The sequence below is a fragment of the Seonamhaeicola sp. MEBiC01930 genome (assembly GCF_045277075.1).
Lineage (GTDB): Bacteria > Bacteroidota > Bacteroidia > Flavobacteriales > Flavobacteriaceae > Seonamhaeicola.
Genome location: NZ_CP104270.1, coordinates 1,027,400 through 1,052,557 on the forward strand (window position 1 = coordinate 1,027,400; position 25,158 = coordinate 1,052,557).

22 protein-coding genes are annotated in these 25,158 nt (G+C 31.4%); 6 read left to right on the forward strand and 16 right to left on the reverse strand.

Translation table 11 applies throughout. The features are described from left to right. Nucleotides 1-39: 39 nt before the first annotated feature. Together N1F78_RS04505 and N1F78_RS04510 are read right to left on the reverse strand one after the other, a co-directional pair. Entirely contained in the window at nucleotides 40-1,668 is a 1,629-nt protein-coding gene (locus tag N1F78_RS04505; protein WP_406684991.1) for an OmpA family protein, read from the reverse strand. Nucleotides 1,669-1,801: 133 nt separating this feature from the next. Next, the gene (locus N1F78_RS04510) at nucleotides 1,802-3,316 is read right to left on the reverse strand and encodes a GH3 auxin-responsive promoter family protein (protein ID WP_406684992.1); all 1,515 of its coding nucleotides are present in this window, start codon (nucleotides 3,314-3,316) and stop codon (nucleotides 1,802-1,804) included. Between the two features lie 42 nt (nucleotides 3,317-3,358). Between N1F78_RS04510 and N1F78_RS04515 the strand changes: the two genes are divergently transcribed. Then, the gene (locus N1F78_RS04515) at nucleotides 3,359-4,153 is read left to right on the forward strand and encodes a DUF2797 domain-containing protein (RefSeq protein WP_406684993.1); all 795 of its coding nucleotides are present in this window, start codon (nucleotides 3,359-3,361) and stop codon (nucleotides 4,151-4,153) included. Nucleotides 4,154-4,210: 57 nt separating this feature from the next. Here the strand turns inward: N1F78_RS04515 and rpsU are convergent, their stop codons facing one another. The 6 genes from rpsU to N1F78_RS04545 form a co-directional block, all read right to left on the reverse strand. Next, nucleotides 4,211-4,405, reverse strand: coding sequence for a 30S ribosomal protein S21 (gene rpsU, locus N1F78_RS04520; RefSeq protein WP_406684994.1), 195 nt, complete (start codon nucleotides 4,403-4,405; stop codon nucleotides 4,211-4,213). Nucleotides 4,406-4,479: 74 nt separating this feature from the next. After that, nucleotides 4,480-7,113 carry an AsmA-like C-terminal region-containing protein gene (locus tag N1F78_RS04525; protein ID WP_406684995.1) on the reverse strand — a complete coding sequence of 878 codons (2,634 nt, stop codon included), beginning with the start codon at nucleotides 7,111-7,113 and terminating at the stop codon, nucleotides 4,480-4,482. Between the two features lie 84 nt (nucleotides 7,114-7,197). Beyond that, a complete protein-coding gene (locus tag N1F78_RS04530) occupies nucleotides 7,198-7,902 on the reverse strand; it encodes a queuosine precursor transporter (RefSeq protein ID WP_406684996.1) in 705 nt (234 codons plus the stop codon). Between the two features lie 97 nt (nucleotides 7,903-7,999). Next, entirely contained in the window at nucleotides 8,000-8,515 is a 516-nt protein-coding gene (locus tag N1F78_RS04535) for a gamma carbonic anhydrase family protein (RefSeq protein WP_406684997.1), read from the reverse strand. Nucleotides 8,516-8,585: 70 nt separating this feature from the next. Continuing rightward, complete coding sequence (locus N1F78_RS04540; RefSeq protein WP_406684998.1) at nucleotides 8,586-9,320, reverse strand: LytR/AlgR family response regulator transcription factor; 735 nt, start codon at nucleotides 9,318-9,320, stop codon at nucleotides 8,586-8,588. Next, the gene (locus N1F78_RS04545; RefSeq protein ID WP_406684999.1) at nucleotides 9,321-11,495 is read right to left on the reverse strand and encodes a histidine kinase; all 2,175 of its coding nucleotides are present in this window, start codon (nucleotides 11,493-11,495) and stop codon (nucleotides 9,321-9,323) included. It abuts the gene before it with no gap. A 210-nt stretch (nucleotides 11,496-11,705) separates the two neighbouring features. Here N1F78_RS04545 and N1F78_RS04550 point away from each other — a divergent pair, with 210 nt between their 5' ends. Next, nucleotides 11,706-12,869, forward strand: coding sequence for a vWA domain-containing protein (locus N1F78_RS04550; RefSeq protein ID WP_406685000.1), 1,164 nt, complete (start codon nucleotides 11,706-11,708; stop codon nucleotides 12,867-12,869). A 35-nt stretch (nucleotides 12,870-12,904) separates the two neighbouring features. Here the strand turns inward: N1F78_RS04550 and N1F78_RS04555 are convergent, their stop codons facing one another. Beyond that, complete coding sequence (locus N1F78_RS04555; protein ID WP_406685001.1) at nucleotides 12,905-13,909, reverse strand: type IX secretion system membrane protein PorP/SprF; 1,005 nt, start codon at nucleotides 13,907-13,909, stop codon at nucleotides 12,905-12,907. Between the two features lie 156 nt (nucleotides 13,910-14,065). On the opposite strand from N1F78_RS04555, the gene N1F78_RS04560 reads away from it, so the two are divergent. The 4 genes from N1F78_RS04560 to N1F78_RS04575 all read left to right on the forward strand — a co-directional run bounded on the left by N1F78_RS04560 (nucleotide 14,066) and on the right by N1F78_RS04575 (nucleotide 18,417). Continuing rightward, a complete protein-coding gene (locus N1F78_RS04560) occupies nucleotides 14,066-14,968 on the forward strand; it encodes a NifU family protein (RefSeq protein ID WP_406685002.1) in 903 nt (300 codons plus the stop codon). 83 nt (nucleotides 14,969-15,051) lie between these two features. Continuing rightward, complete coding sequence (locus N1F78_RS04565) at nucleotides 15,052-17,163, forward strand: thioredoxin domain-containing protein (protein ID WP_406685003.1); 2,112 nt, start codon at nucleotides 15,052-15,054, stop codon at nucleotides 17,161-17,163. After that, nucleotides 17,160-17,525, forward strand: coding sequence for a DUF1304 domain-containing protein (locus N1F78_RS04570; RefSeq protein ID WP_406685004.1), 366 nt, complete (start codon nucleotides 17,160-17,162; stop codon nucleotides 17,523-17,525). Before N1F78_RS04565 ends, N1F78_RS04570 begins: the two co-directional genes overlap by 4 nt. A gap of 79 nt (nucleotides 17,526-17,604) precedes the next feature. Further along, nucleotides 17,605-18,417, forward strand: coding sequence for a mechanosensitive ion channel family protein (locus tag N1F78_RS04575; RefSeq protein ID WP_406685005.1), 813 nt, complete (start codon nucleotides 17,605-17,607; stop codon nucleotides 18,415-18,417). Here N1F78_RS04575 and tsaB read toward each other — a convergent pair. The 7 genes from tsaB to N1F78_RS04610 all read right to left on the reverse strand — a co-directional run bounded on the left by tsaB (nucleotide 18,414) and on the right by N1F78_RS04610 (nucleotide 25,157). After that, nucleotides 18,414-19,088, reverse strand: a complete 675-nt coding sequence (gene tsaB, locus N1F78_RS04580; protein WP_406685006.1) for a tRNA (adenosine(37)-N6)-threonylcarbamoyltransferase complex dimerization subunit type 1 TsaB — start codon at nucleotides 19,086-19,088, stop codon at nucleotides 18,414-18,416. The genes N1F78_RS04575 and tsaB overlap by 4 nt on opposite strands. 5 nt (nucleotides 19,089-19,093) lie before the next feature. Next, entirely contained in the window at nucleotides 19,094-20,530 is a 1,437-nt protein-coding gene (locus N1F78_RS04585) for a TolC family protein (protein ID WP_406685007.1), read from the reverse strand. Between the two features lie 16 nt (nucleotides 20,531-20,546). Further along, nucleotides 20,547-21,674 (reverse strand): efflux RND transporter periplasmic adaptor subunit, encoded by a 1,128-nt coding sequence (locus N1F78_RS04590; RefSeq protein ID WP_406685008.1) that lies wholly within the window; start codon nucleotides 21,672-21,674, stop codon nucleotides 20,547-20,549. A gap of 15 nt (nucleotides 21,675-21,689) precedes the next feature. After that, nucleotides 21,690-22,934 carry an ABC transporter permease gene (locus N1F78_RS04595; protein ID WP_406685009.1) on the reverse strand — a complete coding sequence of 415 codons (1,245 nt, stop codon included), beginning with the start codon at nucleotides 22,932-22,934 and terminating at the stop codon, nucleotides 21,690-21,692. Between the two features lies 1 nt (nucleotide 22,935). Further along, on the reverse strand, nucleotides 22,936-24,165 hold the full coding sequence (locus N1F78_RS04600) for an ABC transporter permease (RefSeq protein ID WP_406685010.1): 1,230 nt from the start codon (nucleotides 24,163-24,165) through the stop codon (nucleotides 22,936-22,938). After that, a complete protein-coding gene (locus N1F78_RS04605) occupies nucleotides 24,158-24,859 on the reverse strand; it encodes an ABC transporter ATP-binding protein (protein WP_406685011.1) in 702 nt (233 codons plus the stop codon). The genes N1F78_RS04600 and N1F78_RS04605 overlap by 8 nt, the downstream gene beginning before the upstream one ends. A gap of 79 nt (nucleotides 24,860-24,938) precedes the next feature. Beyond that, nucleotides 24,939-25,157, reverse strand: a complete 219-nt coding sequence (locus tag N1F78_RS04610) for a hypothetical protein (protein WP_406685012.1) — start codon at nucleotides 25,155-25,157, stop codon at nucleotides 24,939-24,941. Between the last annotated feature and the right edge of the window lies 1 nt (nucleotide 25,158).

Below are 25,158 nucleotides of genomic sequence, written 5' to 3' on the forward strand. Positions count from 1 at the left end.
GTCGATATTATAATCTTCTAATCAAGAGCAAGCTTGTTACTATTCTATGATTACAAACTCTATTCTTCTATTTGTTTGATGCTCTTCATCAGAACACGATTTGGCCTTACAATCAATTAATGGTTTAGACTCACCAAACCCTTTAGAAGCCAATCTACTTTTATTTATACCAAGATTTGTTAAATAATTTAAAGCCGACCATGCTCTGTTTTTTGATAGCTTTAAGTTGTAAGAATCGTTACCTCTAATATCTGTATGTGCATTAATAGCTAATTTCATTTCTGGATTTTCCCTAAGCACTTTTACAATTTTGTTTAAAGAAATAGTAGACTCTTCTTTAATAGTATATTTAGCATAGTCAAAGTAGATGTTTTCTAAAACTAAATGCATTTCATCATTAACCGCAGCAATTACTGGCTCTGTAATATCAAGCTCTAAGTTTTTACTATAATTAGCGTCATACCCTTTATCCGCAAAAAACTCAAATTCACCATTCTTAAAACCTTCTTTTTTGGCCGTAATAGTATACGTTTCAAAAGGATCTATATTGTCAAACTTAAACTCCCCATTTTCATTTGTTGATTGCCTGCTTACCACGGTATTATCTTCATCTTTTAAAACAAGTAGAGTGTTAGGTAATTTAATTTTAGTTTCTAAGTCTTGTACTACCCCTTGTAAAGATTGGTGTACTCCATTATTAACAGCAGTAAACAAATCATAGCCTCCTTTACCATTTGGTCTATTTGAAGACAAATACCCATTATTTTCTGTAGCAAAAAAGAATGCTAATTCATCATAGGCAGTATTAATTGTGTTTCCTAAATTTCTTGGAGATTTATACGTCTTGTTATTTATAATTTTGCTAATAAATATATCATGGCCTCCAAGTCCTAAATGTCCATTAGAAGAAAATAACAGATGTCTTCCGTCTACGGTCAATGATGGGTATTTTTCATCGGATGTAGTATTTATGGCGTGCCCCAAATTTATTGGTTTTTCTAAAATTCCATCTTCACCCACTCTAGAAACGAAAATATCATAGCCTCCAATTGAACCCTCCATATTAGAAGAAAAATATAGTAAGGTTCCATTTTTATTAAGATAAGGAGTTTCGATTGAGACACCTTCTTGATTTATACTTAACATTTCATGATCAATCCAATTACCATGAGAATTTCTTTCTAAGGTAGCCTTATAAAGTTTAAATTCTAAAGAATTTTCTTGAGTACTTCTAGTATAATAAACAGTGTTTTGGTCTGGTGAGAACGTAATTTGATCTTCACTCAAACTGGTATTCAATATTCTTGAGAATAACAAGGGAGAACCCAATTCCCCACTTTCAGAAACATCTAAACAAAACAATTCCTTATAAGCCTCATTAGTATTTGGGTCTATTTTTGCAAGACCTCCAATCTTTTTTGATGACACTACAATAAGTTTACTTCTAAAAAACCCAGAAGCAAATTCTGAAAATTTGCTATTTATACCGGTATCTAAAACCTCAAAATTAAATCCATTAGCATCAATGGAAACATTCGAGTTTTTTATGTTAACATAAGAATCAGAAAAAGAAGTTTCTTTTGAGATGTTATTGGCAACGAATGACGTTTGCCCTATAATCATATTAACACCCAAACATATGATAATTAGTAATTTAAACCTCATCATGAACGTATTTTTGGTTAGTTAGTACCCAAATATAAATTCAAAACCCATTGCTAACCTATTTTATTGGACCAAAAACGAGATAAATCGTTAAGTTATTGTTTCTAAGCGCATTAAAATCCTGTTAGCTGTATATTTAAACATTTAATCTCAAGAGATCATCTAAGTAGTCTCTAGTGTTTGATAGTCTAGGCACCTTATGCTGCCCCCCTAATTTATTATTCTGCTTTAACCAATCATGGAATAAATGATGTCTTGCTATATTTATTTTAGGCTTGTTCAAAGTAATATTATTATATCGTTTGGCTTCATAATCTGAATTCAAAGCTTTAAGCGCATTATCAAATAGCTCATTAAAATAATTGATGTCCTTAGGTTGAGTTTTAAACTCTATAAGCCATTCATGAGCTCCCTTTTCTTTTCCTTTCATAAAAATAGGAGCAGCAGTAAAATCTACAATTTCGGCCTTAGTACGTTTACAAACTCTTTTTAAGGCCTCTTCTGCATTTTCAATTATAAGTTCTTCACCAAAAACATTAATATGATGCTTAGTTCTACCTGATATTTTTATTCGATATGGGCTCAAAGATGTAAACCTTACGGTATCTCCAATTTTATAACGCCATAATCCCGCATTAGTAGTTATAATTACTGCATAATTTTTATTGAGCTTTACTTCACTTAAGGGGATGGCCTTCTCTGATGAAGTGGCATATATATTCATTGGAATAAATTCATAAAAAATGCCGTAATCTAACATTAGTAATAATTCATCAGAATTATTTTGATCTTGAATAGCAAAAAACCCTTCAGATGCATTATATATTTCATAATACTTAAAACTATTATCAGACAATATTTTTTTGTACTGGTCCTTATAGGGTGTAAAACTAACACCACCATGAAAATAAGCCTCCAAATTTGGCCAAATATCATGAAGGTTTGTTTTTCCAGTAGATTCTAAAACATTGTTTAATAGGACCAACATCCATGATGGCACCCCTGCTAAACTGGTTACGTTTTCGTTTATGGTTTCATCAACTATGGCTTGCATTTTATACTCCCAATCACTCATTAAAGAAACCTTATTACTTGGCGTGCTGCTAAATTCTGCCCAAAAAGGCATATTATCAATTAAGATAGCAGATAAGTCGCCAAAAACAGTTCCATTTTCCTTATATAATTCTTTACTACCACCAAGGCGCAAACTTTTACCAGTAAACAATTGAGAGTCTTCATTGTTGTTTAAATACATACATAACAAATCTTTCCCTGCCGCGTAATGACAATCTTCCAAAGACTCTTCACTTACTGGAATAAATTTACTTTTTGCCCTTGTAGTTCCACTAGACTTAGCGAACCATTTAATTGGAGTTGGCCAAAAAATATTAGTTTCCCCACGTCTTGACCTTTCAATTACATCTTGCCAGCCATCATAATTTTTAATAGGAATTCGCTCTGCAAAAGTTTTGTAATTTTTAATAGTTGCAAAATCATATTGCTTACCAATTTCAGTGTTTTTAGCAAAGTCTATAAGGTTTAACAGTAATTCATCTTGCACTTCATTAGGATATTTTAAAAACAATTCTATCTGATGAAAACGTTTTTTAAGAAACCAAGAAGCAATAGAATTTACTAAGGGAATTGGCATATTTATTCTATCTTTAAGTTTTTAAAAATAATACTTTTTTTCATGTTCTACCAAGGTGTTCTAACAAAAATGAAAACGGAGTTTACAAGTCCAATTCAGTACTATTTAGTGTTTGAAAATGATTTTATCAATTTCAATCAATTACTAAACAAGACAATAACCATGGAATTTGTTAAATACCAATGTTTACATTGCGGTTTAGACAAACCTATTTTCCGTCAGGGTTTTGATAAACAATGCTTTTTTGAAGTCCCTCAGGCTGCAGACTGGGTTATGCGTCCTGAATTAAGTAAAGCGCATTTGGGTATTGAAGAGCGCAATTTAGAATTTGAAAAGCAAGCCCAATTACAACCTCATATAGTATACTTAGCTAATTCTAGCAACGTAAAAGTTGGGGTCACTAGAAAAAACCAAGTGCCAACACGCTGGATTGACCAGGGTGCTCATGAAGCTATTGAAATTGTTGAAGTACCTAACAGATATATAGCTGGTATTACTGAAGTTGCTTTAAAAAACCACGTATCTGATAAAACCAATTGGCGCAAAATGTTGAGGAACGATATTGAAGATGAAAATCTTTTAGAATGGAGAGACCGTTTAAAAGGTCTTATTCCTAATGAAGCAAAAGATTATATTATTGAAAACAATTCTGAAACCAACTTAGATTTTCCGGTGAGCAAATACCCTGAAAAACCTAAGAGTTTAAACATTGTAAAATCACAAAGTTATACAGGAAAATTGGTTGGAATAAAAGGACAATACTTACTATTTGAGGATCAAACTGTATTTAATGTTAGAGCAAATGAAGGTATTGTAGTTAAAATTAGTATAAACTAAAAAAATCCCACTCACAAATAGTAAATGGGATTAATATATTTATTTAATTTAATGAGACTATACTTCTTCTTGGTCTCTTAAATTTTGAATATAAGCTGCTTTTTGAATCTCTCTACGTCTCTTAACAGAAGGTTTTGTGAAAAATTGACCATCTCTTAAGTTCTGCATTACTTTAATATTTCTGTGCTTTCTTTTGTAACGTTTTAAAGCTCTTTCGATGTTTTCACCATCTTTAACAATAATCTTTAACATAAAAATAATTTATTAATCCTCTTAGGTAAATTCCCAATAAGGGCTGCAAAGGTCACACTTTTAATTGTTAAATCCTAATTAATAGTGTCTAGTTTCTTATTTTTATTACCTAACAACCCTCCCAAAATATTTTTAACCTCATCTTTTATGGTTAAGGCAGGATCTTTTTTAGAATTATCTTCAGGCTTTGGTATTGAATCTGTCTCTTCTAGGTCTTTATTACCTATAACGCCTCCCAATAGATCCTTCATCTTATCTTTTCCTTGATTTAACAACTTTTGTTTTTCTATCTCTACAAGCTGTTTTGTTAGATTGGTAACGGCACTTGTTAAGTCTGTTTTTACCGTTGGTGAATTATAGCTGCCTTTTACATTTGCATTGACTGGAATAGAAATATTATTAGCTTCTGCCGTGTTAATTTTACCAATTAACCTATTAACTTCACTTCCTAAATATTTAGCGGGAACCTTAAACACCATATTATAATCTAAAGTTTTGTCAAAATTGTGATTTCCCGAAACCGTAATTGCAATGTCTTCATAATTTAAACTAAAAGGTTTTACGCTTACACCTCCATCTACAAATTCTAATTGTGTTTTTACATCTTTTAAATTTAATTTATCAAAATCAATAAAATTTAGATGGTCTTCTAAAGTGCTTAATAAGGTTCCATTATTTTCATTAATTTTTGTGGTTAATAATTCAGCCAGTGCCACCCCAGAAACGGAAGATAATTTTGGCGAAAACTCACTATCTAAATCTCCTGAAATGTGCAATGTAGAATTAAGTTTGCCCTGAAACAGTTTTGCTATTGGCGCCAAATTTTGCAACAATTCCATATTATCAAATGACTGTGCAATATCAAAACCATTAACCCCTAAATTTAAATCGAATGTTGGTGTTTTCTCTTTTGTTGAAACATCGCCTATAACTGCTATAGAACCATCAAATAAATTAGAAGTCACATCTTTAAATGTAGCTTTTTGGTCTTTAATGACTAGAGTTCCAGAAAGGTCATTTAAATTAAGATTATCATAAACAACTGTTTTTGCATTGGCATTAATAGTACAATCTAAAAAGGCAGGTATTTTTAAAGACTCATCTGTAGTAGTTGTTTTATTATCCTTTGAAACTGATTTATCTTCAGTCATAAAATCACCTACTTTAAAAAGATTTGAACTTAGATTAAAGTAGCCTTTCAATGTATTATCACTTAGCAAAAAGCCCAATAAGTTTTCTATATTACCTGAAGCACTAAAATCACTTTCTCCTGTTTGCGCCTTAAAACTATTTAGTGATACTTTTTCTGGGTTGAACGTCATTTCTGCCGAAGAAATGTGAATAGGATTTACTACATCTTCTGACGAAAAAACAAAATCCTTAATGTTTGCAAAACCACTAGTATTAATGCGTTCACAGGCATTGGATTCAATGGCTTTCATATCAAAAGACGCATTTAATTTTCCTTTTAAAACACCACTTAATGTCTTATCAAACTCAACAGGATACACTTTAGTAATGTTTGCCAAATTTAGAACTCCGTTTACATTGGCATTAACTATCATATTTTCTGTTAAATTCTTTAAAGTAAACGAAGACTTAAAAATATCTTCATCTATCTTAAAGTTTAGTTTTTCAATATCAATATAAGTATCATTTGAATCTCCTGTGGTGTTTTTTATAGAAGTTTTAATAGAAATTTGTTCTACCCGTTTAGGTAAATTTGGATACTTAAACGATGCATTATTTGATGATATATTAATATCCAGGTTAGGAATGGTTTCATGAGAATTCAGGCCTTTTATAACTCCTATAACATTAAAATCCCCAGTAGTAACAATATCCTCTAAGTTTTCAGTATATGGTTTTGGCATAACCGCCAAAAAATCTTTAAAAGATGCTTGTGGGTTTTTAAATGTAATATCTATTTGTTGCCCTTTTTCCAATTGCTGTACATGGCCATCAAATTCTATGGGTAGTTTATTGATATAACCAATATTATCTTTAAAAGAATATGTACTCTTGTTTAGGTCTAAACCAATAATGGCATCTAAGATTAAATCTGTGTTTTCCAAATAGGCAATGCCATCCATAGCAAAAGTAATATTAGCTTCACTTTTTGTATCCATTTCTGAAGTTTCAGCTGAAAAAACCCCATTTCCTTTATGTTGGAATTCTGATAAGTGAATACGCATATTTGAGGCTTCATCTAAATAAGTTAAAGCACTATTGCGAATGCTGTAATCTTGAATATTAAACGAAAAACTATTCGATATTTCATTTTCGTTTGGTTGTTGGTCACCGGCTTTAACAATATCATAATTAACATTTCCGAATTTATCAGATTTAAGTGTCAATAAAATCTCATCTATTTTAAAAGAATTAACCAAAATAGGCCCTTCATTAGCTTTCTTAAACAATTCCTTTATTGGCATAGTGAAAGAAATGCTTTTAGCCGTAGCCAAGGTTTCGTCTTTAAAAGGTTCAATATTTGTAATAACTAAATCTGAAACATTAACTCTAGCTTTTGGGAAATTTTGAATAAAGGAGAGTCCTACATTACTGAATTCTACCTTTGCATTAAGATTGTTGTTAATATAATTTTTTACAATGTCTGAAATCTGAGATTGAAATGCGAAAGGAATAGCTATTAGCAACGCAATTATTATTAGAAGAGTAATTCCAATAATTTTAAAAATTCGCTTCATAAAGAATACTTTTTAAATAAATATACGTCAGACGAGCTAGTTTGGTTGAAATCCCATTAAAATTTAACCCAAAATTAACCTCAATTACAATATATCTATCTCCTCATTTACCTTTAATTTAAAACGCTTTCTAAACAGGTAAACTCCTAAATAAAGGAATGGAGTATCACAAGCAGCTACAAGAACTTTAAATAGGAAACCTGAAATTAAAAGCCCCTTAAATAAAGTCCATGGCAATACTTCAAAAAAGCATAAAAGGAATACAACAGAGAATGTATCAACAAATTGAGACAACCAGGTTGAAAAATTGTTACGTAACCACAAATGTTTACCTTGGGTAAGACGTTTCCAGAAGTGATAGATCTGAATATCTACAAACTGAGCAAATAAATAAGCTATCATACTAGCCCCAACAGCTAAAATAGTTCTCCCAAATACATCTGTAAATGTAGTATCATTAATTGGTGAGCTAGATACAGCAGGAACAATATCTGCAATATAAATTATTAAAACAGAAAATAAAGATGCAAAAATACCAGTTACCACAACTTGATTTGCTCTTTTTTTACCATAAATCTCACTAATTAAATCTGTAATTAAAAAAGTGATTGGATAAGGTAAAATACCAACAGAAATTACAAAAAGCTTACTTCCAAAAACCTCAACATCGAAAGGATACCAATAAAAAAATTTTTGAAAAATAAGGTTTGAAACCACCAATGAAGTAATAAAAAGCGCCCCTAGAAGCATATAAATACGTTGGGCAACAAGTTTGTCTCTTTTTGTCATTATTCAGAAAAGGATAACAGCTTTAACAAGGCTTAATATACATATTTTACACTACTTTAGTGACTGAAACTAAAGCTACACATTCAAAACAAACTAATTATTCTTTAAACCAACTGGAATACTTTATATAATTATTGGCTATTCTGTCTATTTCACCAGAAATAAGTTCTTTACTAATATCTTTAATTTTTTTAGCTGGAATACCAGCGTAAATGCTGCCAGCTTCTACCTTTGTGTTTTGAGTGAGTACTGCACCGGCAGCAATAATACTGTTACTTTCTACAACGCACCCATCCATAATAATACTACCCATGCCAACCAAAACATTATCATGAATGGTGCACCCATGCACCAAAGCATTGTGCCCTATAGACACGTTGTTTCCAATATTAGTTGGATGAGTATTATACGTAGCATGAATAACGGCTCCATCTTGTACGTTTACTTTATCTCCCATTTTAATATAATTAACATCCCCTCTAATCACAGCACTAAACCAAACACTACATTCAGCTCCCATAATAACATCACCTACAACAGTGGCATTTTCTGCCACAAAACAATTATCAGGTATTTTTGGAGACACTCCTTTTACTGGTAATATTACTGGCATGCTAATTCTTTTTAAAATTAATTTAATATGGGTTTACCTATTTTGAGATACTCGCATTCACAAATATGGATTATTTAAAATAGGATAATAAATTCGATTTTTTTGAGGCTGACACCATGACTTCTTTTCCATTACTTAACACCACACTTCCTCCTTTTCCCTTTACATATTTCACTACTTCATTCACATTAACCAAATAGCTTTTATGTACACGAGCAAAACTAGACTCTTTTAAAGCTTCTTCAAAATATTTCAGGGTTTTACTCACTAGTTTCTTTTTGTTGTTATTTAAATATATTTCAGTGTAATTATCATCTGCTTTACAATACAAAATATCTGAAGTATTCAAAATTTCGAATCCATCTAATTGAGGTATAGTTATTTTACCATTTACACTATTTGTTTTTGGTACTAAAACCTGGTCTTGTAATGCCTCCTCTTTAGTTTTTATTTCGGATACATAATCAACCGATTTAATAAGTTCATCAATAGAAATGGGTTTCATTAAATAATAGGATGCATGTGAATTTAAGGCATCTATAGCATAATGATTGTATGCTGTTACAAAAACGGTTTCAAAATCAATATCTCCAACCTTATCTAGCAAATCAAATGCATTTCCATAAGGCATCTCAACATCTAAAAACACCAAATCTAAATCATGATTTCTAATTAAAACCAAAGCTTCATCTATATTAGCTGCCTCTCCTAAAATAGTTACATTTGGACAATACTTCTTTAAGTAGTTTTTTAAAATGTCTCTACTGGTTTGTTCGTCTTCTACTATTATGGAGTTTAATTTCATTTAATCCTTTTTAAGAGTTACAATAACTTTTGTTCCAGTGTCTTCTTTATATTGAAAATCGGTTACCTTAACATCAACTTTATCTTTATACATATCATTTAATATAGAGACACGTTTTTTAATATTACCCATACCTTTTGAGTTCTGTTTTTCTTGATGAGCAGTTTTTAAGGTTTTAGATTTTTTTCTACCAATACCATCATCTGCAATTATAATTTGTATTTCTTCCAGTTTGAATTGGGTAATACTAATTTCTAAATGACCTTTACTTTTCTTATAACGTAACCCATGCCAAACAGCATTTTCAATATAAGGCTGCAACAGCATAGGAGGAATTACAAAATCCTTTATATTGATATGCTCATCAATAGTAATCTTATAATCAAACTTATCTTTAAACCTAAAATGTTCCAATTTAGTATACAATTGAAGTAGTTCAATTTCTTTTTCTAACGGAATAAAATCTTCTTCACTGTTTTCTAAAACAGCGCGCATTAAAAGTGAAAAATCAGATAAATACCTATTTGCCGTTCGCTCATCATTGGAGGCAATAAAACTATTAACAGAATTTAATGCATTAAAAATAAAATGCGGATTCATTTGACTGCGCAATGATTTTAGTGCCAATAAATTATTAGCTAAACGCTGTTGCCTAATGTATTTGAACATAAAGAATGCAACAATTAAAAGGAGTAAGAGACCACCAAAAAGAGAATAAATAATTAATTTTTGCCTTTTAGCTTGTTCTGTTGTAAGCTCATACTTGCTTTCAGATAACGCTCTATCACTTTCTAAACTAGCAATCCTGTTTTGTTTACTTATAATATCCTTACTAAACCTAGCTGCTTGAGATATTTCTTGTTCATTTTTAATTACCAATTTTTCTACTAGCTCTACATAATTCTGATATGCTATTAAAGCCTTATCAAACGCGCCCACATCACGATAAACTTCAGATAATTTTCTAGCTGCATCCTTTTGAACAACCAAGTCTTCCTTATCATCAGCTTCCGCAATACTTTTTTCAAGATAAGTTATTGCATTAGGTATATCATTTTGTAAGGCATACGCATTACCTATTTTATAATTCTGTCTTTGTGATGTTAAGGGACTTTCATTTCCGTATATCGTTAAAGAGTCAAGTTGAATATCTTCAATATCTTCTAAAGCTTGCTTTCTCAATGCAATTTCAGTTGAATAATTTGAGTTCTTACTAGCAAAATCAGCTATCTTAACTTTTTCTTCTAGAGCTCTTTTTTTGTTTTCCTCTTGGGCTAACTTTAATGAATTAGAGAAAAAACCCTGCGCTTCTTCTACCTCACCTTTTTCATTATAAACCTCTGCTATTCTAGAGTTTAAATCTGTTACTTTTGGGGTAATTAAATGTTTTCTTGCAACTTTTAACCCCTCTTGATAAGCTTTAATTGATGCATCATATTCCTTTATAGTTTTATAAACATCACCCAACCCTTCATACAGAGTAACTAACTGATAGTTTGATAATGACCTTTTATTTATATTGTTATAAAGCTCTAGACTTTCTTGGTAATTTCTGTTTTCCTTGTAAGCTTTAGCTAGTTTTAATTTTACTTCATTGATGTTATTATTCTCTAAGCTTATCCTATAATTTGAAACCGCTAAATCATACTGTTCCCAAAATATATTTATATCACCTAAAACTTCATAGGCTTCAGCAGTCTCCTTTTTAGAATAGCTAAACTCTAGAGCATCCGTTACAAATTGAATACTTTTTTTCGGATCTTTCTTTAAGTACACCTCTGCCGAATCAATAAACCAATTAAAATGAGGAGCATAAGCTTTTTTAGACCTTTTTTTGCTAATGAATTTATCTTGGCTTTCGGGTTCAACTTCAACAAGAATACGTTCACTAGTTTGAATAGTGTAGTAAATGGTTTCAAAGTCTTTATACCTAATTATGAGTTCATCTCCTTTTCTAGCTTGAATTCTGAACTCTCCAAAAATATCAGTTGTAGTATAAGAACCTCCATTAATTTCAATATTTACATTAGGAATAGGTTCTCTGGTATCACTTTCAACAACTTTACCTCTTACTGAAAACTTAGGTGAGTCTTCATCAAAATTCACCTGACTCAATGACGAAAGTGTATTGAATAAAACACAAAGAATAATCAAATATTTAATTGCCTGTTGCATCTACTAATTTATAATAGATAAACTTACGCACTTTCATTGGTTTAATAAAATGAAGATTTTACAATTTCATTCATTTTATATAGAATAAAGCCCCGTTTACATATTAACTAGTTCTGTTTACTCATTTAGATATCTACTTCACTCATTCTGCTTTTTTTAAGAAAAACTTTGAATATAGTTTTACGCTATTAATCAAAAAAACAAATTCAAATGAAAACACATTTTAAAACTTTCATTTTAAGCTTAACCTTAATAGGTTTTATATCTTGTAACGCTAATAACAAAAAACCTCAACAAAATCATTTAACCGAGGTCGTTTCGGAACACCCAGATACTAACAAACAGTTTATTAAAGTTGCTCTATTACTAGATACCAGTAATAGTATGGATGGCCTAATAGATCAAGCAAAAGCACAACTTTGGGACATAGTAAATGAGTTATCTTATGCTAAATGTGGAACCAACAAACCCAGCTTACAAATTGCCTTGTATGAATATGGTAATGACGGACTTAATAGTGATGAAGGTTATATAAGACAAGTAATATCTTTTAGCGATGATTTAGATGAAATTTCAAAAGAACTATTCTCCTTAACTACAAATGGAGGTAATGAATATTGCGGACAAGTTATTCAAACAGCTTTAAATCAATTGAAATGGGGAAATAACCCAGACGACTTAAAACTAGTTTTTATTGCGGGTAACGAACCATTTACCCAAGGAAAAGTAAATTATAAGGATGCAGCTGTAAATGCTAATGAAAAAGAGGTTACCGTTAACACTATTTTCTGTGGAAATTATAATCAAGGTATTTCTTCAAACTGGAAAGATGGTGCCAAATTAACTAATGGTGATTACATGGCTATTAACCATAATCAGAAAACAGTTCATATAGCTTCTCCTTTTGATGATGACATTTTAATCTTAAATCAAAGATTAAACAAAACCTATGTAGCTTACGGCACAAAAGGTAGAACAAAAATGGCAACTCAAGCTCAACAAGACACAAATGCTAGCACATATGGTTATGCAAATGCGGTTAAACGATCTGTTAGTAAAAGTTCTCACTTTTACAAAAATTCGTCCTGGGATTTAGTTGATGCCCTTGAAGATGATGAAGAATTAATTAAAGATATAAAACCAGAAGCTTTACCAAATGAGCTTAAAGGGAAATCTGAAGCTGAAATAAAAGTCTTTGTTGCAAAAAAGAAGGAGGAACGTGATAATATTAAAAAACAAATTCAAGAACTAAATGCAAAGCGTAATAAATATTTATCTGAGAAAGCCAAGTCTGAAAATACAAATGGCTTAGAAAATGCCATGACCAAAGCCATTAAAGAACAAGCAAAAAAGAAAAAATATACTTGGAATTAAAAAAGAAAGGCTCGTTAAAAACGAGCCTTTTATATTTAGTAATTAACTGCAGGACATTTACAGTCAAAACGCTCTCGTCTACATTTAAAATTAAACCCTAAGGTAATTTGATGAAACCCACCATTTGTATAAACTACAGAATTTGTTTGGTGTGTATAAGTATAAGCAAACATGAAATTTTTATAGTTAACCCCTAATATAGGAGTAATCTGTTGCAACCTTTGGCTATTAATTGTATTAGAACTAATATATTCTGCCCCATCAAAACTATTTCTATAGGATAGACCACCCCAAATAGTTCCAAAATCCATTCGCTTATAAACCTTTGCATTTACATCAACAGAAGCCTCTTGAGTAGCATCTCTATATTGCAACATAGCAGAAGGCTCATAACTCCAAGTACTACCTTGCTTTCCAAAAACACCCCCAACAGTAATTAAATATCTTCTTAAATTACTTGTAACATTTGGTTCTTTGTTAATACCATCATTATTAAGCATATTTTTAACGGCTCCATGAACATAATAATCAAGATAGTGATAAGAAAATCCAAAATCTACATTAAAATTTGTAGCGTTTTGAACAATACCATCAATTATAGGGTCTGGTCCATCAAACAAGAATGAGGTTTCATCCAGTTTATATTGAATAAACCCAGCACTTAAACCAAAAGATAACATATTCAAGTCTACCTCGCTTCTAGAAAACATAAGGTGATGTGCATAAGTTACATATGCTCCAGTTTGAGAATGATACCCGTTTTTATCCGTATAAAAAATACCACCAATACCAGATGGTGTATCTCCAATACGCCCATTAATGCTTAAGGTAGTTAATCTTGGTGCATCCTCATGTCCAAACCACTGTTGGCGACTTGTTAATCTAACTTTAGAACAATTAGCTGCACCAGCCATTGACGGGTGGATTAAATAATAATTATCTGTAAGATAATCGGTATAAATAGGTAAACCCTCTTGAGAAAGGGCTATATTAGTAAATAGCAAACTTACCAGTCCAATAAAAATACGTTTTAATCTCATAACTTTTTCTAAGTAGATTTGGCCAATTCTTAAACGTCTTAGTAATTAAAAAATGTTATTTTATTCAAAATAAACAGTTTTAAATCACTGACATAAAACTCAAATATATGGATAACTAAAGTTTTCTTTTAGTATTTTTGCAAAAAATTAGCTAAAATGAACACTTTCAAGGTTTCTGTGCAAGAAACATCTAATAATAACATTGTTAAGTTTGAAGTAAACCAATTCATTACAAAACATCAAAGTTTTGAATTTAACAATATTGACGAAGCAAAACCTTCTCCATTGGCGCAACAACTTTTTTATTTGCCCTTTGTTAAGAAAATTTACATTTCTGGTAACTTCATTGCTGTAGAACGTTTTGATATTGTTCAATGGGCGGATGTACAAGATGAAGTTAGAGAACAAATTGAAGCTTATTTAAATGATGGTGGTATTGTAATTATTGAGAAAGAAGCTCCTAAGAAAGTTCCAGTAACTGTTTATGCAGAGGCTACACCAAACCCTTCTGTTATGAAGTTTGTGGCTAATAAAAAAATTGCAACTGCTTTATTTGAATTCACATCAATTGATGATGCTAAATTATCTCCCTTAGCCACAGAATTGTTTCATTTTCCTTTTGTAAAAAGTGTTTTTCTAGAAGAGAATTATGTTTCTATTACCAAGTATGACATAGCTGAATGGCAAGATATAACTGTTCAACTTAGGGAACTTATTAAAACTTTTATTGAAAACGGTAAAGACGTTGTTTTGCCAGAAGCTGTTGAAAAACTTGAAAAAACAACACATCAAAAAGACTCTAACTTTGATGCTTTAGATGACACCTCTAAACAAATAGTAAATATTCTTGAAGAATACGTTAAACCTGCTGTTGCTAGTGATGGGGGCAATATTCAGTTTTTGTCTTATGATGAAAACACCAAAAGTGTAAATGTTCTTCTTCAGGGTGCCTGCAGTGGTTGCCCTTCTTCAACCTTTACCTTAAAAAATGGCATTGAAAATATGCTTAAAGAAATGCTTCCTGGAAAAGTAAATATGGTTGAGGCTATAAACGGCTAAGTAATAACATATTTTAAGCATTATTTAAGCGTTCATTTCATGAACGCTTTTTTATATCTTATATTTATACGTTAAGAAAACTCATGAAAAAAACTTCCTATATACTATTGCTAGTAATAATTACATTACTTAGCTGTAAAGGTCAGAACGAAAACACTATGCAACACGAATACACTAACGACCTTATTAACGAAACAAGCCCATACTTGCTCCAACATGCACATAACCCCGTAAACTGGAAAGCATGGAATAATGAAGCATTAGAAACTGCTAAATCAGAAAACAAACTAATACTTATTAGTGTTGGTTATTCGGCTTGTCACTGGTGCCATGTCATGGAACATGAATGCTTTGAAGATAGTTTGGTAGCTCAAGTAATGAACAAAAACTTTATAAACATAAAAGTTGATAGAGAGGAAAGACCAGATGTGGACCAAGCTTATATGAATGCCGTTCAATTAATGACTGGTAGTGGTGGTTGGCCTTTAAACGTTGTTGCTTTACCAGACGGAAGACCTGTTTGGGGTGGCACTTATTTCCCAAAAGAACAATGGATAAGTGTTCTTGAACAACTTACTAAGTTATATACTGAAAGCCCTGAAAAACTTCATCAACAAGCAGATAATGTTGAAAAAGGACTCAAAGCCATAGACATGGTAGAATTAAATAATGAAGACGCAAAATTTGAAAGTGAATTTATTGATATTGCTGTTAAAAAATGGTCTACACAATTTGACAATAATTTTGGTGGGTTAAACAGAGCTCCAAAGTTTATGATGCCAAACAACTATCACTTTTTGCTAAGATATGCCTACCAAAATAACAATCAAGAGCTTTTAAATTACGTAAACCTTACCCTTACTAAAATGGCTTATGGAGGTGTTTTCGATCAAATAGGAGGGGGATTTTCAAGGTATTCCGTTGATACTAAATGGCATGTGCCACATTTTGAAAAAATGCTTTATGACAATGCTCAATTAGTAAGTTTATATGCTGATGCCTATCTGATTACTAAAAACGAATTATATAGAGATATTGTTGCAGAAACTTTGGAGTATGTAAAAAAGGAAATGACTACTATTGAAGGAGCTTTTTACTCTGCACTAGATGCCGACAGCAACAATAGTGAGGGTAAATTGGAGGAAGGTGCTTTTTATGTTTGGAAGAAAGAGGAATTAAAAACTCTTTTGGGTGAAGATTTTAATTTGTTTTCAGATTATTATAATATAAACAACTACGGTCTTTGGGAACATGGCAATTATGTTCTAATTAGAAAAGATGACGATAAAACTATCTTAAACAATCATAGTATTTCCAAAGTAGAATTAGATAAAAAAATAACCTCTTGGAAAGAGACACTTCTTGAAATTAGAGATGAACGTTCAAAACCAAGATTAGATGATAAAACATTAGCATCATGGAATGGACTCATGTTGAAAGGATATATTGATGCTTACAGAGTTTTTCAAGAATCAAAATATTTAGAAATTGCCTTAAAGAATGCATTATTTATTTCTGAAAAAATGATGCGAGATGATGGTGCTCTAAACCACACCTATAAAGAAGGTGACAGTAAATTTAATGGTTATCTTGAAGATTATGCTACCGTAATTGACGCCTTTATTGCGTTATATGAAAGTACTTTAGACACTAAATGGTTAAATACTGCTAGAGACTTAACAAATTATACTTTTGATAAGTTTTATGATGAAAAAAGTAGCATGTTTTACTTTACCTCAAATGATGATGCTTCATTAGTATCTAGAAGCATAGAATACAGAGATAATGTTATTCCGGGTAGCAACTCCATCATGGCTAAAAACTTGTTTAAACTTTCTCATTACTTTGACAATACATATTACAGCAAAACAGCTAAGACCATGTTAAACAATGTAAAACCGGAAATTCAGGAATACGCATCGGGTTATTCAAATTGGTTAGATTTAATGCTTAATTATACTAGTCCTTATTATGAAGTTGCTATTGTTGGAGATAAGGCTAAGGAAAAGATTACCAAGTTGAACCAAACCTATCTTCCAAACAAGCTTATTGCTGGCAGTACCTCTGAAAGCAATATGCCATTACTATTAAATAGATATAATCCAGAGGCTACTTTGATTTATGTTTGTGTAAATAAAGCATGTAAACTGCCTGTATCTGAAGTTAATGATGCTATTGAATTTTTAAAAGAATGAACACCTTAACCTCTGTTTTAATTACTGTTGTTGCTCTGGAACATTTATATTTTCTTGTGCTGGAAATGTTTCTTTGGACAAAACCTAAAGGCATTAAAACTTTTGGATTAAAATCAAAAGAATATGCTGAAGACACAAAGGTTTTAGCAGCTAATCAAGGACTTTACAATGGGTTTTTAGCTGCTGGATTAATTTATTCTGTAGTAAAAAACAATATAGATTTTGCTATTTTCTTTCTTTTATGTGTGACTATTGCTGGTATTTATGGGTCTTACTCCACAAAGAAAACAGCACTATTTTATGTTCAGGCATTACCAGCTATTTTAGTATTAACAGCCTGCTTTTTTCTAAAATATATTTAACAATTATTTCAATTACCTAAAGCTGAAATAATTAATATAAGTTTTTAATTTTATAACTCTAAATAAACACTATTAAATTATGGATATAGAAAGATATATCTCCCTCGCACAAGATTTCATCATAGAATATGGAATTAAAGTATTAGGAGCCATAGTCATTTGGATTATTGGTTCTTGGATTATCAAAAAAATAACAAAAGGCATTGCTAAAGTCATGTCTAAAAACAACTATGATGTTAGTTTACAAAAGTTCCTTCTCAATTTAATTGGTTGGGGTTTAAAAATTCTATTATTCTTAGCTATTTTATCTCAGCTTGGTATTGAAACCACCTCTTTTGCTGCTATTTTAGCTGCTGCTGGTTTAGCCATTGGTATGGCACTGCAAGGTTCTTTAGGAAATTTTGCCGGAGGTGTTTTGATAATGATTTTTAAACCATTTAAAATTGGTGATTTAATTGAAGGGCAAGGTGAATTAGGGGTTGTTAAAGAAATTGAAATTTTCACTACTAAAATATTAACACCTACAAACAAGGAAGTTATTATTCCTAACGGAGCCTTATCAAATGGAAATATTACCAATTATTCTACAGAAGGTAAATTACGTGTAGACTTAACAATTGGTGTTAGCTATGATGCCGACATTAAACAAACTAAAGAAGTTCTAATGAATATATTAACTTCTAATCCTAAAGTATTACAAGATCCTGCACCAAGTGTGAATGTTTCTGAATTGGCCGATAGTTCGGTTAATTTTGCAGTAAGACCTTACGCAACAGTTGCAGATTATTGGGATGTTTACTTTGGTGTAACTGAAGAATGTAAATTAGCATTAGATGCTGCTGGTATAGAAATTCCTTACCCACATCAAGTTGAAATTCATAAAGAAGCTTAAGAATTTTTAGGCTTTAAAGCCACAAAGTCCTTTAAATAATACGGTTCAAAATAAGCGACATCCTCTATGTCGCTTATTTTATATTTATTATAAGCTAAAACACTCATTTCATTTGCAGATGGTAATTTGTCTTCAATAAAAACCGCATTTGGATGTCTTATAAGCTCTTTGGTTTTCTCAACACCATTACCAATAAAATAAACTTTTTGTTTTCCTAAATATTCAGAAAAAGAATTCTCATTTAAAATTTGCGCCTGGGTTTCTCTTATTACATTGTACTTAGAGTCGTAAATTGCAGAATAAACCTCCATTCTTCTCGCATCTAACATGGCTACTATAATTCCGTTTTCACAGTGTACTTGTTGCGCTAAAGCCTCCAATGTTGGCACAGAAATTAATGGTTTATTTAAAGCAAATGATAACCCTTTAGCAGCAGAAACACCTATTCTTAAACCTGTGTAAGACCCAGGTCCTTTACTAACAGCAATAGCGTCAATGTTATTCCGCTTTAGACTAGCTTCAGTTAACATCTCATCTATAAAGACATGTAATTTCTCAGCATGCGAGTACCCATTTCTACTATCCTCTTTAAGAGCTATAGTTTTTCCTTCTTTAGAAACTGAAACAGAACAATTAGTTGTTGCCGTTTCAATATTTAATAATATTGCCAATTTTTCTAATTTAAATTCATGATTGGTATTCCAAAATAAAACTCAATGACTTTTAATTTAAAAATATAATCATATTTTGTTCGCACCACTTCACTTTGGGCTTGCTCAAATCTTCCTTGAGACTGACTAAAATCAAAAGAATTTAAAAGCCCTACATTATATCGTTCTTTAGAATAATTAAAAGCTTCTTGTCTAGCATCTAAAGTTTTTTGGGCGGCCTCATAGGCCTTAAAGGCTCCTTTAGCATCGTTTAAAGCTTGATACACCTCCGTTTCAAGATCAATACTAGCTTGCTTCAATTGAATTTTAGAACGCTCCAAATTTAAACTATTTCTTTTAATATTGTTTTTAATTGAAAACCCACTAAAAATTGGAACTCTTAAACTTAATCCAAATGAATGACCATCATTTAAACTAAACTGATCAAATAATGCATCTGGTCCTGCAACAACTGGAGAAGTTGTGAAATTAGGAGTAACAACAGTTTCTCCCGAAGCTTCTACAAATCCAATAGCAGTATTAGTTCCATCTGGAATACTGTTTACCCCAATAACCCTATCACTATAAGAAGCTCTGGTATTATAGCCGTAAAATCCCGAGAGTGTTGGTTGCAAATTCCCTTTTGCCAATTTTAAATCATATTCAGCTAACTCTACATTAGTCTGAGCTATTTTAATATCATATCTGGTTTCTTTTGCCTTTTGAATTATAATTTCCGGTTCCTCATTCAAAATGCTAGTAATAGGCACCTCATATTCGAGGTCTATAATATCAAAATCCTTATAATTATCTAAAAGTAAAGTTTGAGCTAAGCTAATTTTAGATAGTAAAACAGCATTTTCTGCATTAACAATTTGTTGCTCTTGTGAGGCTAATGTTGCTTTTAATTCTAAAACATCTCCCTTAGGAATTACACCAGCTTCAACTAGTTCAATAGATCGTTTAAGATCCTGATTAGTAACATCAAACTGAGCTTTTTGAATTTTCAATTGTTCTTTATTAAACAAAATTTGCAAAAAAGAATTCGCCACTAATAAAGAAATATCATCTTTCATATTATCTAGTTGATACTTGCTAGCTAGAATTGCCAAGTTTGATTGGTGTAACTGATTAATATTTCTTAACCCTCCATAAATAGTAATATTTGAAGATAAGCCTAAAGATGTAAACTGGGTAGTTTGGTTCTCCAACAATCCGGTTGTAATATTTTGGTTTAAACCAATATTCCAAGAATGCGAACCTGAGCCACTTAAAGTAGGTAGAAAATTACCAATGGCATCTTTTTTATTAATTTCACTTTGCTGTAAATCTAAAGCTCCCTGCTTTATAGATATATTATTCTCTAAAGCATAATTTACACACTCATGAAGGCTCCATTTTTTTTGTTGTCCAAAAACTGAACCTACTATGAGTAGCATAAATAGTGTTAAAATCTGCTTCATAAAATGTGATCTATTTTTAATCATTGTCGTCATTTTCATCTTCTTCGTTATCTTTTGAGGCCTTATTCCATACCTTTATTTTATCTCCCTCTTTAACACCTTCAATAATTTCAACATTAATTCCATCAGACAGACCAAGTTTGATATTTTGCTTTTTATACTTGTCTTCTCCTTCTAAGATTTCAACAAATGGTTTATCCGTAATCCTATTATATTGAAGTAAGGCCTCTTTTATTGCTAAAACACTATCCTTTGCCTCAATATCAATTTCAGCATTAGCGCTATACCCCGCTCTAATATTTGTACTAACTTCTATATTAACATCAGCTTTAATTGTAAACTGTACTGCACCATTTTCTTCAACTCCTTTGGGAGCAACAAAAGTCAATTTTGCAGAAAATTCTTTATCGTTAATTGCGCCTAAAATCACTTTTATCTCCTTTCCTTCTTCCAATTTTCCAACCTCAGACTCATCAACTTTACCTTCAAAAATCATTAAACTCATATCTGCAACTGTAGCTATAGTTGTACCTGCGTTAAAATTATTACTCTGAATAACTTGATCTCCTTCACGAACTGGAATTTCTAAAATAGTTCCTGAAATTTGGGCTATTATATTTGTATTAGCAGAATTCCCTCCAGAAAGCGAACCTCTTTTTATTATTTGATAATCATTTTGAGCTTGGGCCAATGATTCTTTAGCTTGATTAAAAGACAATTCACTATTCTCGAAATCTTGTTTAGAAACCACCCCCTTTTCAAAAAGAGATTTGTTTCTGTTATATAAGGTTTTTGCATTCTCAAATGATAATTTAGATGATGCTATTCTACTTTTAGCACTTACTAAACTCTGCTCATTTGGAACCACCCGTATTTTAGCTATTAAATCACCTTTATTAACTACATCTCCTTCTTCCACTAGAATCTTATCTACAATTCCAGAAATTTGTGGTTTCAGTTCAACCTCTTCTTCTGGGTTTAATTTACCCGTTGCTACAGCTTTGGTGTTAATAGAGGTGTAAAAAGGTTCTTCAACTTTATACTCTACAACATCTTTAGAATTGGCATCTTTAAAATACTTTAACACCCAAACTAATAGTAGCATAGCTACAATACCTAAACTAATTTTTACTGTTTTATTCATTTTATATAATTTCTTTTATTCTTCTCTTAATGCTTCAATTGGTTTTACACTTGTTGCTTTAAAGGCCGGAATTAAACCTATCAAGGTTCCCAAAACCACCAAAATTATTAGTGATAAAAAGACTACTATTATAGGTACTGAGGCATTTACAAGGGCTGCTTCAATACCTTGACCATAAAGCTTATCTATTAAAATTAAAATTAATCCTCCCGTTATTATCCCAAAAAAGCCAGCTACCATTGTTAAAAACACAGATTCTAGTATAATCTGTCTTTTAATTTCAAATGGTGTAGCCCCTAATGCTCTGCGAACTCCTATTTCTTTAGTCCGTTCTTTAATTGTGATAAGTAAAATGTTACCTATTGCAAAAACTCCAGCTATTAAGGTTGCTAAACCAACAAACCATGTTAAAAATTGCATCCCTGTTAAAAACCCTGTTACCTTTCCAATTTCTTTTCCTGCATTAGCACTACCTAAAGCCCTATTGTCTTTTGGATGAATATCATTTAAATTTTTTAGTAATAATTTAGCATCATGTTCTATTTGAACAATATCATATTCTATCTTACCAGTAATCATCATCCATCCAATTTTGTCACCTCTATTAAAAACACCTTGAAATGTAGTAAACGGGATATGCATATCTATAGGTGGCCCCATACTTATATTTGAAGTTTCGAACATACCAACCACCTTAAAGTTTATACTATTTATTTGAACATATTCTCCAATAGGATTTTCATCTTTTTGAAAAAGTTGTTTATAAATATCTTCAGACAAGACCACAACTTTTTTCTTATTAGCTATATCATTATGATTAATGAAACGTCCATGTATTAATTTCTTCTTTTCAACTTTATCTAGTAATGGATAATCACCAGCAACCCTAAAACTTCCAGAAAGAAAATTTCTTACCACTGTTACTTGATTTTGACTTCTTGGAACCACAAACTCAATCCCTTCAATATTATCTTTAATCTTATCTGTGTCAGATAATGCTAGCTGTACTCTTCTACCTTCTTGAAAGCCCTTAAATGGCTTTCCTGTACTTTGCCCCCAGATAAATACGCTGTTGGTTGCAAAATCTCCAAATAATCTGTTAAATGAATTCTCCAAACCCCGAGCTGAGCCTAATAGAACAATTAATAGTAATATTCCCCACCATACACCAACCATAGTTAATATAGACCTGAGCTTATTTTTACTAAAGCTATCATAAACTTCTTGCCAAGTATCTCTATCAAATAAAAATCTAAACATATTAATCGTTCCTTAAAGCAACTATGGGTTTAATTTTTGACGCTTTTTTAGCAGGCAAATATCCTGCTATGCTTCCTGCTAATACTAAAACTATAGTAGCTCCTATTACCAATCCGGTACTAACGTTAGGGTCTTTTATAAAATAAGTTTTTAAACTAGGACCTACTGCATCTAAAACACCTACACCAATTAATAACCCAAAATATCCTGCAATAGCTGTAATAATGATACATTCTATTAAAATAATTGAAACAATTGATTTTGGTGACGCCCCAAGTGCTTTTCGAATCCCTATCTCTTTGGTGCGCTCTTTTACAATAAAAATCATGATATTGCTAATACCAACAACCCCAGCTATTAGCGTACCAAAACCGATAACAAGAATAATGGCTCCTAGTACAAAATTAAATTGTTCAACATTTTTTGAGGCTTGTGCCATATTTTGAACACGAATGGCTCGTTGATCATTTTTAGCAACATTAAATCTTTCTTTCAAATCATCAGTAAGCTTATTTCCAAAATCTATTGCCTGATTATAATTTAACTTTGGGTTAAAAGTTAAATGCATAAAGTCTATATAATCATTGTTACCAAAGATCTGTTGAGCGGTTGATAATGGAGTATAAATAACATTTTCTTCGTTATACCCTTCATCATCTGTAAAAACACCTACAACTTTATATTGAATTCCGCTAAGGTTAATATACTTACCAACAGGATCAGTCTTTATAAATAAATCATCTTCAACAACTTTTCCTATAACAGCAACTTTAGTTTTATTGTTTATATCATTTTGGTTAATATAACGACCTGACTTTATTTGATTGTTTTCAATAAACATGTATTCTGGGTGGACAGACCTAACTTGGTAATTGTTCTTTTCATTTTTATAGGAAGCAGTAACATTTCTATGAACTTTGCTAGTAATATATTGCACTTCATTTTCAAATTCATCAAGAACATAATCGTAATCCTCATTCTTAAACTGGATACGCCTTCCAGCTTGAAGGCCCTTATGTGCTTTACTTGTTCTTCCAGGATAAACTACAATTGAGTTAGTAGCATCAGTACCAAAGGCCTCGACAAAAGTGTTATTTAAACCATTAGCAATGCCAAATAATATTGTAAAAAGTAGTATTGCAAAAGACACAGTAAAACCAGATAATAAACTTCTAGTTCTGTTTTTATTAATACTCTGAAATATTTCTCGCCAAAGATCTAAGTCAAACATATTGTTCAGCTCTCACTTGTTCTACGTGTTTATCTTCCATAATAACCCCATCTCGAAGACGAACGATACGTTTACACATATTAGCTATATCTTCTTCATGCGTTACCATTAAAATAGTTTTACCCTCATCGTTTAATTGCTGTATAAACTCCATAATTTCATAAGAGGTTTTAGTATCTAAAGCTCCTGTGGGTTCATCTGCTAATAATAATTTTGGGTTTGCAGCTAATGCCCTGGCAATTGCCACACGTTGGTTTTGTCCTCCAGATAATTCTTTTGGTAAATGTTTAGCCCAATCTGCTAACCCAACTTTATCTAAATGAAACAAAGCGAGTTCTTGACGTTCTTTACGTTTCATACCTTGGTAATACAACGGTAAAGCCACATTTTCTAAGGCATTCTTATAATTGATAAGATTGAAAGATTGAAAAATGAAACCTAAAAATTTATTTCTGTAAACCGCCGCTTTTTTCTCGGTTAAGTCCTTAATTGGCAACCCGTCAAGAATATACTCTCCTGAATCTGCCATATCTAACATTCCTATAATATTAAGTAAGGTAGATTTTCCGGAACCAGAAGACCCCATAATGGCAACCATTTCCCCTTCTTTAACAGAAAGGTTTATACCTTTTAAAACATGTAATTGAGAATCTCCTATTGGATAGGATTTGTGAAGTTGATTAATTTCTAGCATAACAAATTGATTGATAAAACTTATTTAAGCTTTAAAGTTAGACTATCATCAACAGGAAATGTTACAATTAATTGTTAATTTATTGTGTTTTATTACTATACTTTCTATAAATAATAAATATTATTCCACCAACAAGTAAGTACGGAACAGCCATTAAATATTTAATACCATTATTAATTCCTTTGGCAGCACTTTGAGTTTCCTCACTCTCAAGAACAGCCCTACACATGGCACATTGTGCTTCTATATCCATATAAAAGAAAAAACAAAAAACAAAAAAGAGTAAGACTCGTTTCATT

Bases quoted from the DNA above. Each gene is read 5' to 3' on its own strand.
- N1F78_RS04505 (WP_406684991.1), bottom strand. From the start codon at position 1,668: ATGATGAGGTTTAAATTACTAATTATCATATGTTTGGGTGTTAATATG.
- N1F78_RS04510 (WP_406684992.1), bottom strand. From the start codon at position 3,316: ATGCCAATTCCCTTAGTAAATTCTATTGCTTCTTGGTTTCTTAAAAAA.
- N1F78_RS04515 (WP_406684993.1), top strand. From the start codon at position 3,359: ATGTTCTACCAAGGTGTTCTAACAAAAATGAAAACGGAGTTTACAAGT.
- rpsU (WP_406684994.1), bottom strand. From the start codon at position 4,405: ATGTTAAAGATTATTGTTAAAGATGGTGAAAACATCGAAAGAGCTTTA.
- N1F78_RS04525 (WP_406684995.1), bottom strand. From the start codon at position 7,113: ATGAAGCGAATTTTTAAAATTATTGGAATTACTCTTCTAATAATAATT.
- N1F78_RS04530 (WP_406684996.1), bottom strand. From the start codon at position 7,902: ATGACAAAAAGAGACAAACTTGTTGCCCAACGTATTTATATGCTTCTA.
- N1F78_RS04535 (WP_406684997.1), bottom strand. From the start codon at position 8,515: ATGCCAGTAATATTACCAGTAAAAGGAGTGTCTCCAAAAATACCTGAT.
- N1F78_RS04540 (WP_406684998.1), bottom strand. From the start codon at position 9,320: ATGAAATTAAACTCCATAATAGTAGAAGACGAACAAACCAGTAGAGAC.
- N1F78_RS04545 (WP_406684999.1), bottom strand. From the start codon at position 11,495: ATGCAACAGGCAATTAAATATTTGATTATTCTTTGTGTTTTATTCAAT.
- N1F78_RS04550 (WP_406685000.1), top strand. From the start codon at position 11,706: ATGAAAACACATTTTAAAACTTTCATTTTAAGCTTAACCTTAATAGGT.
- N1F78_RS04555 (WP_406685001.1), bottom strand. From the start codon at position 13,909: ATGAGATTAAAACGTATTTTTATTGGACTGGTAAGTTTGCTATTTACT.
- N1F78_RS04560 (WP_406685002.1), top strand. From the start codon at position 14,066: ATGAACACTTTCAAGGTTTCTGTGCAAGAAACATCTAATAATAACATT.
- N1F78_RS04565 (WP_406685003.1), top strand. From the start codon at position 15,052: ATGAAAAAAACTTCCTATATACTATTGCTAGTAATAATTACATTACTT.
- N1F78_RS04570 (WP_406685004.1), top strand. From the start codon at position 17,160: ATGAACACCTTAACCTCTGTTTTAATTACTGTTGTTGCTCTGGAACAT.
- N1F78_RS04575 (WP_406685005.1), top strand. From the start codon at position 17,605: ATGGATATAGAAAGATATATCTCCCTCGCACAAGATTTCATCATAGAA.
- N1F78_RS04585 (WP_406685007.1), bottom strand. From the start codon at position 20,530: ATGAAGCAGATTTTAACACTATTTATGCTACTCATAGTAGGTTCAGTT.
- N1F78_RS04590 (WP_406685008.1), bottom strand. From the start codon at position 21,674: ATGAATAAAACAGTAAAAATTAGTTTAGGTATTGTAGCTATGCTACTA.
- N1F78_RS04595 (WP_406685009.1), bottom strand. From the start codon at position 22,934: ATGTTTAGATTTTTATTTGATAGAGATACTTGGCAAGAAGTTTATGAT.
- N1F78_RS04600 (WP_406685010.1), bottom strand. From the start codon at position 24,165: ATGTTTGACTTAGATCTTTGGCGAGAAATATTTCAGAGTATTAATAAA.
- N1F78_RS04605 (WP_406685011.1), bottom strand. From the start codon at position 24,859: ATGCTAGAAATTAATCAACTTCACAAATCCTATCCAATAGGAGATTCT.
- N1F78_RS04610 (WP_406685012.1), bottom strand. From the start codon at position 25,157: ATGAAACGAGTCTTACTCTTTTTTGTTTTTTGTTTTTTCTTTTATATG.